This is a genomic window from Mycobacterium sp. EPa45 (genome assembly GCF_001021385.1).
Lineage (GTDB): Bacteria > Actinomycetota > Actinomycetes > Mycobacteriales > Mycobacteriaceae > Mycobacterium.
The window spans coordinates 3442145-3455466 of the sequence record NZ_CP011773.1 but is presented as its reverse complement, the minus strand read 5'-3'; the positions used below and the strand labels follow the sequence as shown (position 1 = coordinate 3455466).

Annotated in this window: 16 protein-coding genes and 1 pseudogene; 9 read left to right on the top strand and 8 right to left on the bottom strand. The window is 65.9% G+C overall.

The genetic code is table 11. The features are described 5' to 3' along the window. Positions 1 to 154 precede the first annotated feature (154 nt). The 6 genes and pseudogenes from AB431_RS16560 to AB431_RS16535 form a co-directional block, all read left to right on the top strand. A pseudogene (locus tag AB431_RS16560) lies at positions 155 to 361 on the top strand (hypothetical protein); the annotation flags it as partial. A 210-nt stretch (positions 362 to 571) separates the two neighbouring features. Further along, positions 572 to 1426: a cyclopropane mycolic acid synthase family methyltransferase gene (locus AB431_RS16555; protein WP_047330848.1), complete on the top strand. Its 855-nt coding sequence runs from the start codon at positions 572 to 574 to the stop codon at positions 1424 to 1426. Between the two features lie 187 nt (positions 1427 to 1613). Further along, positions 1614 to 2183 (top strand): hypothetical protein, encoded by a 570-nt coding sequence (locus AB431_RS16550; RefSeq protein WP_052960301.1) that lies wholly within the window; start codon positions 1614 to 1616, stop codon positions 2181 to 2183. 95 nt (positions 2184 to 2278) lie between these two features. Then, positions 2279 to 2623 carry a ferredoxin gene (gene fdxA, locus AB431_RS16545; RefSeq protein ID WP_047330847.1) on the top strand — a complete coding sequence of 115 codons (345 nt, stop codon included), beginning with the start codon at positions 2279 to 2281 and terminating at the stop codon, positions 2621 to 2623. A gap of 253 nt (positions 2624 to 2876) precedes the next feature. Further along, positions 2877 to 4046, top strand: coding sequence for a hypothetical protein (locus tag AB431_RS16540; RefSeq protein WP_144418282.1), 1170 nt, complete (start codon positions 2877 to 2879; stop codon positions 4044 to 4046). Between the two features lie 148 nt (positions 4047 to 4194). Further along, positions 4195 to 4950, top strand: a complete 756-nt coding sequence (locus AB431_RS16535; protein WP_047330846.1) for a L,D-transpeptidase — start codon at positions 4195 to 4197, stop codon at positions 4948 to 4950. Here the strand turns inward: AB431_RS16535 and AB431_RS16530 are convergent. From AB431_RS16530 to AB431_RS16510, 5 genes are all read right to left on the bottom strand, one after another. Next, positions 4940 to 5623, bottom strand: coding sequence for a sterol desaturase family protein (locus AB431_RS16530; protein ID WP_047330845.1), 684 nt, complete (start codon positions 5621 to 5623; stop codon positions 4940 to 4942). The two genes, AB431_RS16535 and AB431_RS16530, sit on opposite strands and share 11 nt — an antisense overlap. Next, entirely contained in the window at positions 5620 to 6342 is a 723-nt protein-coding gene (locus AB431_RS16525; protein ID WP_047330844.1) for a FadR/GntR family transcriptional regulator, read from the bottom strand. The genes AB431_RS16530 and AB431_RS16525 overlap by 4 nt, the downstream gene beginning before the upstream one ends. 126 nt (positions 6343 to 6468) lie before the next feature. Further along, positions 6469 to 7014 (bottom strand): YceI family protein, encoded by a 546-nt coding sequence (locus tag AB431_RS16520; RefSeq protein WP_047330843.1) that lies wholly within the window; start codon positions 7012 to 7014, stop codon positions 6469 to 6471. Positions 7015 to 7043: 29 nt separating this feature from the next. Further along, a complete protein-coding gene (locus AB431_RS16515; protein ID WP_047330842.1) occupies positions 7044 to 8291 on the bottom strand; it encodes a cytochrome P450 in 1248 nt (415 codons plus the stop codon). A 109-nt stretch (positions 8292 to 8400) separates the two neighbouring features. After that, entirely contained in the window at positions 8401 to 9204 is an 804-nt protein-coding gene (locus AB431_RS16510; protein WP_144418281.1) for a helix-turn-helix domain-containing protein, read from the bottom strand. A 53-nt stretch (positions 9205 to 9257) separates the two neighbouring features. On the opposite strand from AB431_RS16510, the gene AB431_RS16505 reads away from it, so the two are divergent. Continuing rightward, entirely contained in the window at positions 9258 to 9542 is a 285-nt protein-coding gene (locus tag AB431_RS16505; protein WP_047333496.1) for a hypothetical protein, read from the top strand. Here AB431_RS16505 and AB431_RS16500 read toward each other — a convergent pair. Continuing rightward, positions 9536 to 9727 carry a ferredoxin gene (locus AB431_RS16500; RefSeq protein ID WP_047330840.1) on the bottom strand — a complete coding sequence of 64 codons (192 nt, stop codon included), beginning with the start codon at positions 9725 to 9727 and terminating at the stop codon, positions 9536 to 9538. The genes AB431_RS16505 and AB431_RS16500 overlap by 7 nt on opposite strands. Beyond that, a complete protein-coding gene (locus tag AB431_RS16495) occupies positions 9724 to 11004 on the bottom strand; it encodes a cytochrome P450 (protein WP_047330839.1) in 1281 nt (426 codons plus the stop codon). Before AB431_RS16495 ends, AB431_RS16500 begins: the two co-directional genes overlap by 4 nt. Positions 11005 to 11119: 115 nt before the next feature. Between AB431_RS16495 and AB431_RS16490 the strand changes: the two genes are divergently transcribed. Together AB431_RS16490 and AB431_RS16485 are read left to right on the top strand one after the other, a co-directional pair. Further along, complete coding sequence (locus tag AB431_RS16490) at positions 11120 to 11698, top strand: TetR/AcrR family transcriptional regulator (protein ID WP_047330838.1); 579 nt, start codon at positions 11120 to 11122, stop codon at positions 11696 to 11698. A gap of 89 nt (positions 11699 to 11787) precedes the next feature. Then, complete coding sequence (locus AB431_RS16485) at positions 11788 to 12498, top strand: SDR family NAD(P)-dependent oxidoreductase (protein ID WP_047330837.1); 711 nt, start codon at positions 11788 to 11790, stop codon at positions 12496 to 12498. Between the two features lie 3 nt (positions 12499 to 12501). Here AB431_RS16485 and AB431_RS16480 read toward each other — a convergent pair whose 3' ends face one another. Continuing rightward, positions 12502 to 13161: a hypothetical protein gene (locus tag AB431_RS16480; protein ID WP_144418280.1), complete on the bottom strand. Its 660-nt coding sequence runs from the start codon at positions 13159 to 13161 to the stop codon at positions 12502 to 12504. Between the last annotated feature and the right edge of the window lie 161 nt (positions 13162 to 13322).

Here is a 13322-nt window from a genome sequence, read left to right as displayed (position 1 = left end):
CAACTTTGCCCGAAAAGCGGCGTACATAACATTCGGATGGCCTTTTGGCCGTTCGCGGGGTTGCTGACGGCGATCGCACTGTTTGGTGCGTCACATTAGTGGGCAGACCCATGCAAGCATCACGTCCGCTCGGAACCGAACGCGAAGGAACCCCATCGTGAGCACACCGGAACGCTCCGAAAGCCCCGACCAGCGGGAGCCGGCGATCGAAAAACCCGAGCCGGACGACAGCGCGAAGGCCAAAGCTAAAGAAATGATGACGTCCTACGAGGACCGGCCGACCGCGGTGTTGCCCGGATCCGACAACACCGTCACGGGGACGGCAGTCAACGACTGGCTTGACGAGGAAGGACGGCCGAAATTCGGCAACGAGGGCGACGCCGAAAAATCTTCATGACAGCTTGCACCCAGGCGCCGTCCAGTTTGCTCAGGTGTGGAGTTTGAGCGCAGTCGCGTAGGCTACCCGGGATACGTCACCAGGGGAGTGCGACTGGTCTCGCGGGGGTGGACCGGAGTGCAGACGCAAGAACAGGACATCGAGATTTTGAAAACACCCGCGAAAACGCCGCAGATGGAGCCGCACTTCGATGATGTGCAGCATCATTACGACCTGTCGGACGACTTCTATCGGCTGTTCCTGGACCCGACTCAGACCTACAGCTGCGCATATTTCGAGCGCGATGACCTGACGCTGGAAGAGGCGCAGATCGCGAAGATCGATTTGTCGCTGGGAAAGCTCGGACTCGAACCGGGCATGACGCTGCTCGACATCGGCTGTGGCTGGGGAGCGACGATGATGCGCGCCCTGGAGAAGTACGACGTCAATGTCATCGGCTTGACACTGAGCAAGAATCAGGCCCTGCATGTCCAGCATCTCTTCGACGAATCGCAGAGTTCACGGTCCAAGCGCGTCCTGCTCGAGGGCTGGGAGCAGTTCGACGAGAAGGTCGACCGGATCGTCTCCATCGGTGCCTTCGAACATTTCGGCTACGACCGCTACGACGCGTTCTTCAAGATGGCTTACGACACGCTGCCCGCCGACGGTGTCATGTTGCTGCACACCATCGTCAAGCCGAGCGACGAGGACTTCACGGCGCGCGCACTGCCGATCACCATGCGGCACCTGAAGTTCTTCAAATTCATCATGGACGAGATCTTCCCCGGCGGGCGGCTTCCGCAGCCGGAGACGGTGACCGAGCACGCCACCCGTGCCGGCTTCAGCATCAACCGAATTCAGCCCTTGCGGCTGCACTACGCCCGCACGCTGGATCTGTGGGCCGCAGCGCTGCAAGAGAATGAGGAAGAGGCCGTCGCCCTGCAGTCCCGCGAGGTCTACGACCGCTACATGAAGTATCTGACCGGCTGCGCCGAGCTGTTCCGTGACGGCTATACCGACATCTGCCAGTTCACCCTGGCCAAGGGCTGACGCTTCGCCAGCCCCCGGCTTCACCCTTGGCGGGTGAGTGGGCACCCATCGAGACGTATCCCCCGGCGTACGCCGCATCACGATGACAGCTTTGACGTTATTGGTCCGACCGAGTCGCGGTCGCGGGTAGAAGGCCCGCAACTCATAGGGCCATTGGTCCCTTGCTCGGTGTCACTATGTTGAGGTCATGCCCGCCGCGACTGTCCTGCGCTCCCGCCCCGCGCGGTTGCTGATCGCGGCCGCCCTGTTGGTCAGTTTGATTCTGGCCCTGAGTTTTGTTGCGCTGCACCACTTTCGGGATATGCGCGGCGCGGCGGTCGACCCGGTGGCGCAGCCGCTGACCGACGAGCAGGCCAAAGCGCAGGTGCTCGGACCGGCGCGGGAGGTCGTCGGTGCCGGCCAACTCAAGGGCGTCAGCGCAAGTTATCTGCTCGTGTCGTGCAAGAACGCCGACGAGCCGCCCTATCAGGGTGCGATCTATCTCAACTTCGACGTTCCCGACGTCCTGGCGACACCGAAGTACTTCGACTCGCTGGCAACGACGATGGCAGCCGACGGCTGGACTGAGGGAATGCCGCCCAACCGGCATCCCGGCGGGCACACGTTCACCCGCGACGGCGTCATCGTCATCTACTTCCGCAATGACGACAGAAGCAACCGGGCCACAATGCAGATCTACGGTGAATGCCGCAACACCACTGACCACCGCAGGGACACCACGGGGTGGATCGATGTCACCCCAGCGCTACCGCGCTGAGCTGGGCGTATCCCGGCGATCGGGGACTTTCGTCCCGGACTTCACGGGCCTTCTGCCCGTACATGATACGGCGGGTTACAGATAGAATCGGCGTCATGACCTACGTGATCAGCAGTGCGTGTGTCGATGTCAAGCACAAGGCCTGCATGCAGGAATGCCCGGTCGACTGCATCTACGAGGGTGACCGGACGATGTACATCAACCCCGTCGAATGCGTGGAATGCGGCGCGTGCCGGATCCTCTGCGAGGTGGACGCGATCTACTTCGAGAGTGATCTGCCCGACGAGGAGAAGAAGTTCCTCGCCGACAACGCCGCTTTCTTCACCGAGGTGCTGCCGGGTCGCGATGCTCCGATCGGCAACCCGGGCGGGGCCTGCGAGCTCGGTCCGGTCGGGGTGGATACCCCGATGGTCGCCGCGCTTCCCCAACACCAGGGCTGACCAGCCCGCACTCGTCGTCGGCTCCTCCGGGGCCGCCGTTATCGGATCGTCGCCATCGCGGTGCCGAATGGTGCTCATTCGCCGGTATACGCCGCTGCGGGTAGGCTCCACGGAGATCGAAGGCGACCACGCTCTCCGGCGCTTCCAGCGCAGTACCGCACCGGGCTTTTCGGTGCGTCTGCGTGTTGTGTGAGGCCGGCAAGTGCGCACCGAAGAGGAGTGCTTGAAGTTGGAGACCGTCCTAGGACTGTCGATGACCCCGACCACCGTCGGCCTCGTGCTGGTCGAAGGCGACGGCGCCGAGAGCGCCACGAAGGGCCACGACGCGTTCGAGGTCCGCCGCGGCGGGTTCAGCCCGGTGACGACCTCGGAGTTCGTCGCCGAGGCGCTGTCGCGCACACAGGCCATCGCGGGCGGACAACGCCTGCAGTCCATCGGTGTGACATGGAGTGATGACGCCTCCGTGGAGGCCTCGCTGCTGTTGGAATCGCTCGCGGACTGTGGGTTCGCCAACGTCATCCCCATCCGCCTGCCCGAAGCCACCGAGGCGTTCGCCCGCGGCATCGGAGCGGTCATCGGCTCCGACGTCACCGCAGTGTGCGTCGTCGAGCCGGAAGCCATCGTCGCGTTGATCGTCGACGCACGCGAGGGCGCAGTGCAAACGGCCGTGACCTACGCCCTGGAAACCGATCAGGACCTGATCGACTGGCTCTCCGAAATGCTGGGTGGCAGCGAGTGGGAGCCCGACGGCCTGGTGCTGCTGGGTTCGGGCGAGGGGTTGGAGTCGATCGCCCGCCGCCTCGAGCAGATCCTGGGCATCCCGGTATTCGCGCCGGCCGAGGCAGAGTTAGCGCTTGCCCGCGGGGCGGCGCTGGCCTCGGTGAACGGCATCGGTGTGGCCGACGACCAGCTGTTCGACCTCCCCGCTGCGCCGGCAGCGCGCCGGCAGGACTCGACCGCACTACGCGGGGCGACCGCGCTGCTGGCCGGCGGCGTGGTGGCGTTTGTGGTGTCCGCTTCGGTGGCCGTCGGTCTCGAGCTGCTGCCCGACCGGGGAGCGCGCCCCGAACATCGCGACGTGGTCAACACCGCCGAGGCGCCACCGCTGCGGCCCGTCACGGCACCGGCACCCGCACCGGAATCGCTCTCCGGTGCCGACGAGCGGTCCCGCCCGGCTCAGGCACCGGAGTCGACGACCGAGCCCACCTTTGACAGCGCTCCCGTCGTGGCGATGACGATGAACGTGCCCGCGCCGCCGCCCCAGGCGCCCCCCGCGGACCTGAACGCTGACCCGGCCGCCATGCCGCCGGTCGAGGCCGCGGCACCACCGCCGCCCCCGGCACCGGTCGCCACCGTGCCACCGGTGAACCAGCCCAAGCAGTCGCTTCGGCAGCGCATTTGGGAACGTCTGCACGGCGGTTGATACCCGGCTTTCGCTGAGGATCGGCTATCGCACGCGTTTCACCGCCCACCTGGCGCAGTTACGGCATGTCACCTCATGTTTGGCCGGTGCAGCCATGCGGAACATCTAGACTGTCACTTTGCTGATCGCCCACGTAAGGACGGAAGCCATGGCCAAAGCAGTTCGACGAGCAATCGCCGCCGCGGGGATCGCGGTGCTTTCAATGGCGGCTTCTGTGCAGACCAGCACGGCAGCTGTCGCCCCTTCCATCGACGGAGCGACGGTTGCCTCCGTTGCACCCACCAACGGGCAGGTCGTCGGGGTCGCCATGCCGATCACCGTGACGTTCACCAAGCCGGTCACCGATCGCTGGGCGGCTCAGCAGTCGATCACGGTGACGACGCCTGCCAATGTGGCGGGACGGTTCGACTGGCGCGATGACAAGACGGTTCAGTTCGTGCCCGACCAATACTGGCCGGCGCACTCCGAGATCACGATGATGGCCGGCGGCATCCCGCGGACATTCGGCACCGGCTCGATCGTCCTTGGCGTCGCCGATATCTCGGCGCACACGTTCACCGTCAGCATCGACGGGCAGGTGGCCCGTCAGATGCCCGCGTCGATGGGCAAGCCCAGGCACCCAACCCCGGTGGGCAGCTTCAGCGTCCTGGAAAAGCAATCCACCGTGGTGATGGATTCGCGCACGATCGGCATTCCGCTCAGCGATCCGGAGGGTTACAAGCTCACCGTGAATGACGCCGTCCGCGTCACGTGGGGCGGGGTGTACGTGCATTCCGCGCCGTGGTCGGTCGGCTCCCAGGGCTACGCCAACGTCAGTCACGGCTGCATCAATCTGAGCCCGGACAACGCCTCGTGGTATTTCAACCAGGTCCACGTCGGGGACCCGGTGGTCATCAACGCGTAACTGCCGCTGCGCTTTCGGAGTCGATCGCGTGGAGGTTCTTGGCGGTCGGTGAGGCCGGCACCGTGGCGGGATCGGGGTACGTCCGCAGCACCCGGTCGGCGGTGCCGGGGGTGGTCACCCCGAACCAGTAGTGCTCGTTCTTGAAGTGATGCAGCCGGTGGTCGCGCCAGATGACCCGGTAGGCAGCGGTTTTCGGTTTGTAGTCGGTGTGCACCAGGTAGTGGCACCACTCGTAGAGCAGCCCGAAGGTCAGCATCACGACCAGGAATGTCAGTCCCATTCCGGTTCGCGGAAAGAGCAACAGGGCGATCGCGACCGCGGAGACCACCGCGCCGATCGCAGACTGCAGCGGGATGAACACCAGGTCTACGTCACGCGGGGCGACGTGATGCTCGCGGTGCTTCCGGGCGAGCAGCGGATCAAGGGTGATCCTGCCGACCCGGCGTGGCCGCCAGTGCAGGATGAACACGTGAATCGTCCACTCCAGGAACGGAAATGCCGCGGCGACTGCAAACGGCACCACGGCATCGGTGAGCTGCCAGTCGCCGACGACGATCCGGGCGATCACGGCCCCGGTCAGTGCGACGACGAACAGCCACGGGGTCCGGTGGCGCCAGAATTCGCGGCCGGCGTCGGCGAGGGTGAGGCCGCGGCGGGCATTCGGTGCGCTCATTGCTGATCCTCCAGTGCGGTCAGGGCCGTCACCAGCGCGGTGGTGGCGGGCTCGAGGAGTGCACGGGCGGCGGCTGCCGCCTCGTCGGGCTTGCCGGCCGCGATGGCCTGCGCCACGGTGCGGTAAGCCTGGGTTTGTCCCACTTCGGCGGCCATCAGTGTGGCCAGCGCGGGCAGTGCGGGCTCGTAGGCGGCCCGTAACGTGTTGAACATCAACCGAAAGGCGATGGAGTCGGCGCCGTCGACGACGTGATCCCAGAACGCCAGTGCGTGCCGCTGCTGCTCGAGCGGGTCCTCGGCCGATTCCAGCGCCCTGATCGAATCCTCGAGCAGCCCGGCCAAGCCGGCGCGCTGACGTTGCGCCGCCAGCTCGGCGACCTTGGGCCCGTTGTGCAGGCGAGCTTCGAGGATGCTGCGGGCCACCGACACATCGAGTTGCCCGCCGCGCAAGAGCAATTGGGGGAGTAGGTCCAGCCCGGCGTGCCGGCGGAAGTCGCGGACGGTGGTGGCATCGCCCTGGCGGACCTCGACCAAGCCCGCGGCCGCGACCCGCTTGAGCGCCTCACGGACAGCGGGACGGGAAACGCCGAGTACCTCCGCGAGCCTGCGCTCACTGGGAAGTGGCTCCCCGGGTTGCATCTCGCCGCTGAGCACGTCGGCGAGGATCTGCTCGAAGACGTCCTCGGGAACGGAGCGTCGGTTCACCGGCTGCAGTGCCATGACCCCAGCATGCCCGACGCACCGGCCAGAGGTCAAGTGGTCAGACCAGTGCTCCTCATCGGCCAAACCGACGATTGGACGCCGATGTGCGAGTAGAGCCCGCGCTGTCGTCGATCTCGGCACCGACTACTTCGCGTGGCGCGCGGTGAACCGCAGTGTGACCTCGTCGGCCACTTTCAATGTCCCCATGAACAGCGAGTACGGCTTGATGGCGAATTGACTTTGCACCACCGCCACCGACGTCGTCATCACCCATGTGTCGCCGGCGTCCTCCACCGCGAGATCCACCGATTGCGGTCGCGACTTGCCATGGATTTCGACGGTGCCGGTCAGGCGATAGCCGGTCGAAATCGCGTCGATGTCGTCGGCGACGAAGGTGATCGCCGGATACTTCTTGGCGTCGAGGGACTTCAAGGCGTTGGAGCGCACCACGCCTTTCTCCGGTCCGGTCAACGGTGTCACGCCACCCTCGCCCCTGAGGACCTGCAGCGAGTCAACATCGACGACCAGCCTGGCCGCCACCGGGTCATCCCCCCGCCAATGGACCTCAGCCTGCCACGCTGCGAAGGCGATGGTCAGGCGATGCCCCATCTTGGCGGCGGGCCCTCCGACGCCGGTGAGTATCTGCAGCTCGCCCTCGGCCGCAGTCAGTTTCCACGCGGTATCCGTCACACCTCGACTGTATCGGCCTGTGCCACAAGCTACTTGCCCGCGGCGGCACCGGTGTAGTCGACCTGCCAGTGCTTGATGCCGTTGAGCCAGCCCGAGCGCAATCGCTCGGGCTTCGCCAGCGGGGTCAGATCCGGCATGTGGTCGGCGATCGCATTGAACATCAGATCGATCGTCATCCTGGCCAGGTTGGCGCCGAGGCAGTAGTGCGCGCCGGTGCCGCCGAAGCCGACATGCGGATTGGGGTCGCGAAGGATGTTGAACCTGAACGGATCCTCGAACACCTCTTCGTCGAAATTGGCCGAGCGGTAGGACATCACCACCCGCTGGCCCTTCTTGATCTGCACACCCGAGAGCTCGACGTCTTCCAGGGCGGTCCGCTGGAACGATGTCACGGGCGTGGCCCACCGCACGATTTCGTCCACCGCGGTCACAGGGCGTTGAGCTTTGTACAGCTGCCACTGATCCGGGAAATCGGTGAACGCGGTCATCCCGTGGGTGATCGAGTTGCGGGTGGTCTCGTTGCCTGCCACCGCCAGCAGAATCACGAAGAAGCCGAACTCGTCGTCGGAGAGCTTGTGTCCGTCGACGTCGGCCTGCACCAGCTTGGTCACCAGGTCGTCGCCCGGATTGGCCGTTCGGTCGGCCGCCATCTGCATCCCGTACATGATCAGCTCACCGGCGGCCCCCTGAGGGTCGTTGCGGTGAAACTCGGGATCCGCTTCACCGACCATCTGATTGGACCAGTCGAAGAGCTTCTTGCGTTCCTCCTGTGGAACCCCCATCAGGTCTGCGATGGCCTGCAGCGGCAGCTCGCAGGATACCTGTTCGACGAAATCGCCCGAGCCCTCCGCGGCGGCGGCCTTGGCGATCGCCTGGGCGCGCTCTCTCAGATTCTCGCGTAGGGTCTCGACCGCTCGCGGCGTGAACGCGCGAGACACGATCTGGCGTAGATGCGTATGCCGCGGCGCGTCCATGTTCAGCAGGATGAACTGGCCGGTGTCCTTGTGCGACACCGCCGCGTTGTCCGGGTAGCGCGGCAGGGCGGTGTTCTCCAGGCTGGAGAAGACGTCGCTGCGGCGCGAGATCTCCTTGACGTCCTTGTGCTTGGTGACGACCCAATAGCCGTCGTCGTCGAAACCGCCGACATCCCGCGGTTGCTCGTTCCACCAGATCGGCGCGGTTCGGCGCAGCTCGGCGAGTTCCTCGACGGGCAGCCGCTCGTTGTTCAGATCAGGATCAGTGAAGTCGAAACCGGGGGGCAGGTTCGGACTGGGCATAAAAAGCGCACCTCCATACGACGTCATCTAGTGCCCGGTAATCCATGCCTACACCACGCACGGAGGCCTCGGGCGGGCTTTCGGGAACTGATAACTGAAACGTGTTCTATCAGCCCGCCGCCGTGGGCTGCAGCGCCTGGGCGGTGGCCTCGTCGGCGGGCAGGAACGCCTCGATACTCAGCTCCGCGGCGGTCAGATCGAGTGCGGTTCCGAACGTCGTGACCATCGAGATGAACGTCAGCCGCACCCCGTCGAGCCGGTCGAACGCCAGCGGCACCGCGACACCACCGAGATCGGTCGACGCGTCCTCGCCGCCGGGGTAGGACTCGAGCTCGGCCAGCAACTCGGCGGAGCCGCCCGCGCCGGCCTCACGGCGCAGTCGGCTCAGCAGATGGTGACGCCACTGCGCCAGATTGCGGATACGGGGTGCCAGACCGTCGGGGTGTAACGCGATTCGCAGGGCATTCGGGGTTACCAGCAGATGCGTCGCGATCCCGTCCAAGAGGACCGAGGTGCCCGAATTGATCTGCAGCACATCCCAATTGCGGTCCACCGCCAGACAGGGGTACGGATCGTAGGCGGCGAGAACCCGGTCCACGCCGGCGACGACGGCGGCCATCTCGGGGTCGTCGAGGTCCCGCTCGGCATACGCCGGCGCCAGCCCCGCGGCGAGCAGCAGGCGGTTCTGCTCGCGCGGCGGTACCGCCAACGCATCCGCCAGTCGCAGCACCATGGCGCGGCTGGGCGTCGAGCGTCCGCTCTCGACAAAGCTGACATGCCGCGCCGAGACGTCGGCCTCCAGCGCGAGGTCGAGCTGGCTGAGCCGACGCCGGCGTCGCCAGTCACGCAGTAGTTCACCGAAAGCCGTGCTGCCCATCCCGTCAGCATCACCCACACCAGGACGCTGCGCCATTACCTCTGGGGTAATTGCGCCGCTTACCTCAGCGGAGGAGCGTTGGAGCCATGATGACCCACAGTGATCCGCATCCGGTTCCGCGCTGGCTCGGCTTCGTGCTCAGGTCCGACCGCGCCGGCTCGGCGTGGTTCGTCGGGGCCGGCTTCTTCCTGGCGCCGCTGCTCACCCTGGTGTCACCGTGGCCCGGGCTGACCCTCGCGATCTGGGTGATCGTCGGCCTGTTCGGGCTCTGGCTCGGCTTGCTCGGGGTCGCGATGGCCACCGGACTGGCGATGATCATGCGCTCGAATGCCGAGATCCCCGAGGACTATTGGCGCTCGATCGTGAACTACTGATCGAGGATGACCGCATTCTCCGGGCAGGCGTCCGCGGCCTCCCGGGCAGAGTCCTCGAGGCCGGCGGGCACCTCGTCGACGATGGCCTCGGCGTACCCGTCGTCGGTCATGGCGAAGACGTCCGGGCAGACGGTGGTGCACACGCCGTGTCCGCGACAGCGTCCGTCATCGATGCTGGCTTTCATGCGAGATCAAACTCCAGGTGCAATTCGGTGAGCCCACGCAGGATGTAGGTCGGCACGTAGCTGTACCGGCGCGCATCGGCGGGGCCGTGGTGCTCCTCGCTGATGCGGATGTCGGTGGTGCGATCGAGCAACCGCTCGAGCGCCACCCGGGCCTCGGCCCGAGCCAGTGGGGCGCCCGGGCAGGTGTGGATGCCGCGGCCGAATGCTATGTGCTGGCGGGCATTTGACCGCGCGGGATCGAAGGTGTTCGGATCGGTGAAACGACGCGGATCGCGGTTGGCCGCGGCCTGAACGACCATCAGTGTGGAGCCCGAGGGCACCTCCACCCCGCCGAGGGTGACCGGCTCCTTGGACAACCGGAAGTCGCCCTTGACCGGGCTCTCGAAGCGCAGGGCCTCCTCGATGAAGTTGCTCACCTTGGATCGGTCTGCTCGCAGCTGTGCCTGGAATTCGGGGTGGTCGCCGAGGATCTGCAGGGCGGCGCTGAGCAGCCGGACGGTGGTCTCCTGGCCGGCGGAATACAGGTTTGCGGCCACCCGCGCGACGTCGCCGGGGTCGGGCACCGACCCGTCGGGGAAGGTCGCTGCGGCCATCTCGGAGAGTACGTCCCCGCGGGGGTTGGCCCGCCGGTCTTCGATGTAGTCGACGAACTTGTCGTACAGGAATTCCAGCGGGGACTTGGCCAGGCTTTCCCCCTTGACGCTGCCGATGCCGCCGCCGTGGTGGGCACCGCTTTGCATCTCGCGGAGGAACTGCTCGCGATCGGCGTCGGGAACACCGAGCAGGTCGGCGATGATCATCAACGTAAACGGTTGGGCGAAGCCGGAAATCAGCTCGCCACGGGTGCCGACGAGGTAGTCGTCGAGCGCGCGGTCGACCATCGTCCACATCGCGTCCTCGTTCTCCTTGAGGCGCTTGGGCGTGATGAGCCGCATCAGCAAGGCACGGTGATCGGTGTGCACCGGCGGATCCAGCGCCGGCAACTGATCGAAGAACGGAAGCTCGTCGCGATGTTCCTCGATGAGCTCGGCGACATCGTCGCGGCCCTCGACGGGAACCGGGAAGCCGGGGAAGGGGCCGGTCACCGCGATGCAGGACGAGAATCGGTCGGCGTCGCCGGCGACCTCGGTGGCCTCTTCCCAGCCGGTGACCATCCACACGTTGTGGTGCGGCTCCTTCGAGACCGGGCAGCGGGCCTGCAGCGCCTCCAGATAGGGATACGGATCGGCCACCAGGCCGCGATCGGTGAAGAAGTTGACGGCGTCTACGTCGGTCACTGAGGGAATCCCTTCACTACACGGCAGCTGCCATACGATCGGCAAGGAGAATGCTAGCCGATCGTATGGTAGTTTACTAGCCGATCGTAAAGCTGGCGTTCGAAGGGAGTCGACGATGAGCGCAGTCGCTGTAGCCGCCTCGACACCCGATACCAGACAGCGGCTGATCGACGCTGCGATCGCGCTGTTCATCCGGCACAGCTTTGCCGGCACGTCGCTGCAGATGATCGCCGACGAGCTCGGTTTCACCAAAGCTGCCATCTACCATCACTTTCGGACTCGCGAGCAACTGCTCACCGCGATCCTCGAGCCGATCATCGACAAGCTGTCTGCGGTGGTCGACGACGCGGAGAAGCAGCGCGGTGTGCATGCCCGCGCCGAGCGGATGCTCAACGGTTACGCGCGACTGGCCGTGGAGAACCCCATGCTGGTCTCGGTGCTCGCGGCCGATCCGAGCGTGCACACGGTCCTGAAGGCCAACCGCGACTGGACGCGCATGATCGCGCGTCAGATGACGCTACTCGCCGACGTCCACCCCGGCCCGGGTGGGCTCATGCGGGCGCAGTTCGTGTTCGCGGGCATCGCCGGGTCGGCCGATCCGAAACGCGAGGCCGACGACGAGTGGTTGCACGGCCAGCTCGTCGACACCGGCCGACGGGCGCTGGGGTTGCGTCCACCCCGGCGAACGTCCTGAATTCGCAACATATCTGCGATGAACGAAGTGAAGAGCGCAATCAGGCGCCGTGTTCACCAGGCGGTACGACCGCCGGAAAGGGGAAACCTGTGTCCACCTCGAAGACGGCAGTGGTGACCGGTGGCGGCTCGGGGATCGGTGCGGCGATCGTCAATCGGCTGCGCGCGGACGGCTACAACGTGGCCATCCTCGACCTGACCCCGTCGGAAGCGGAGTTCTCCTACGTCGCCGACGTCACCGACCGCGCGCAGATCGACGCAGCGCTCACCGAAATCCGCGCCACGCTGGGTCCGGTCACGATCCTCGTCAACGCCGCAGGCAAGGACAGCTTCCGCCGGTTCCTCGACCTCAGCTTCGAGCAGTGGCAGAACATCGTCGACATCAACCTGCACGGGGTCTTCCACACCACACAGGCCGTCCTGCCCGACATGATCGAGGCCGGCTGGGGCCGTATCGTCAACATTTCGTCGTCGAGCACCCATTCGGGGGTGCCCTACATGTCCGCCTACGTCGCGGCCAAGTCCGGTGTCAACGGCCTCACGAAAAGCCTTGCCCTGGAATACGGCCCGGCCGGTATCACCGTCAACGCCGTCCCACCCGGTTTCATCGACACCCCGATGCTGCGCAAGGCCGAAGCCCGCGGAAACATGGGTGACATCCAGGCCACGATCGACGCCACCCCGGTGCGGCGGATGGGCAAGCCCGAGGACATCGCGGCTGCCTGCGCCTTCTTCATCTCCGAAGAAGCCGGCTACATCACCGGCCAGATCCTCGGCGTCAACGGCGGCCGCAACACCTAGGGTCTAGCCGGCCGGCTTCGTCGATGTAGGGGTCGCCGATGACGTCACCGTGACCGTGGTCGTACTCACCGTCGTTGTCGCGCTCGCCGAGGTGCTGGCGCTGCCCGAGGTGCTGGGCGGCGAGAAGCTGGCTTCCTTGAACTCGATCCACGAGTCCTTGTAGATCACGTCGTCACCCGAGGACACCAGGATCTGGGTGGGCGAAACCGCGTACGTGACACCGTCGTTCGAGGCGACCAGCGTTCCGTCGGAGCTACGGGTGATCGGCAGGTGCAGGGGAGCGTTGTCGGACAGTCGCACGCCGCGGTATTCGAGGCCGCCGTCGGCCTTCACGCAGATGACCACCAGAGACTTCGAGGTGCGGCCGTAGGCCATCAGCGTCTGGTTTTCGTCGCACCGGGCGCCGGTGTCGACGTAGCCCCGCGAATCGGCTTTGAATGACGCCGGTGCGCCGGCGCTCGACGTGGAGGTCGTCGAGCTGGTGGAGGTCGAGGCCGACGTTGTCGCGGTTGTCGTGGCGGCCGTCGATGACAAGGTCGTGGGCGCGGCATGCGCGACGGGCAGCGCGTCGGAGGAGCCGGAGGTCACGGCCGCCCCGACCACCAGACCGACCGCAGCGACGACCCCGCTGATCCCGAGCCACGGCACTAATTGAGCTGACATGGCCTAAGCGAACCACCTCGCGCGGCAATTTCGGCGCTGGTGCAGCGGCGTTTCGGCGATCAATCGTCGGCAGAGGTTCGTCACTACGCTCGAGCCCATGGGCGGACAGCGTTTGGTTTTCAGCGGATACATCGCGGGGTTCGGGACCAGCTCCGGTGTGC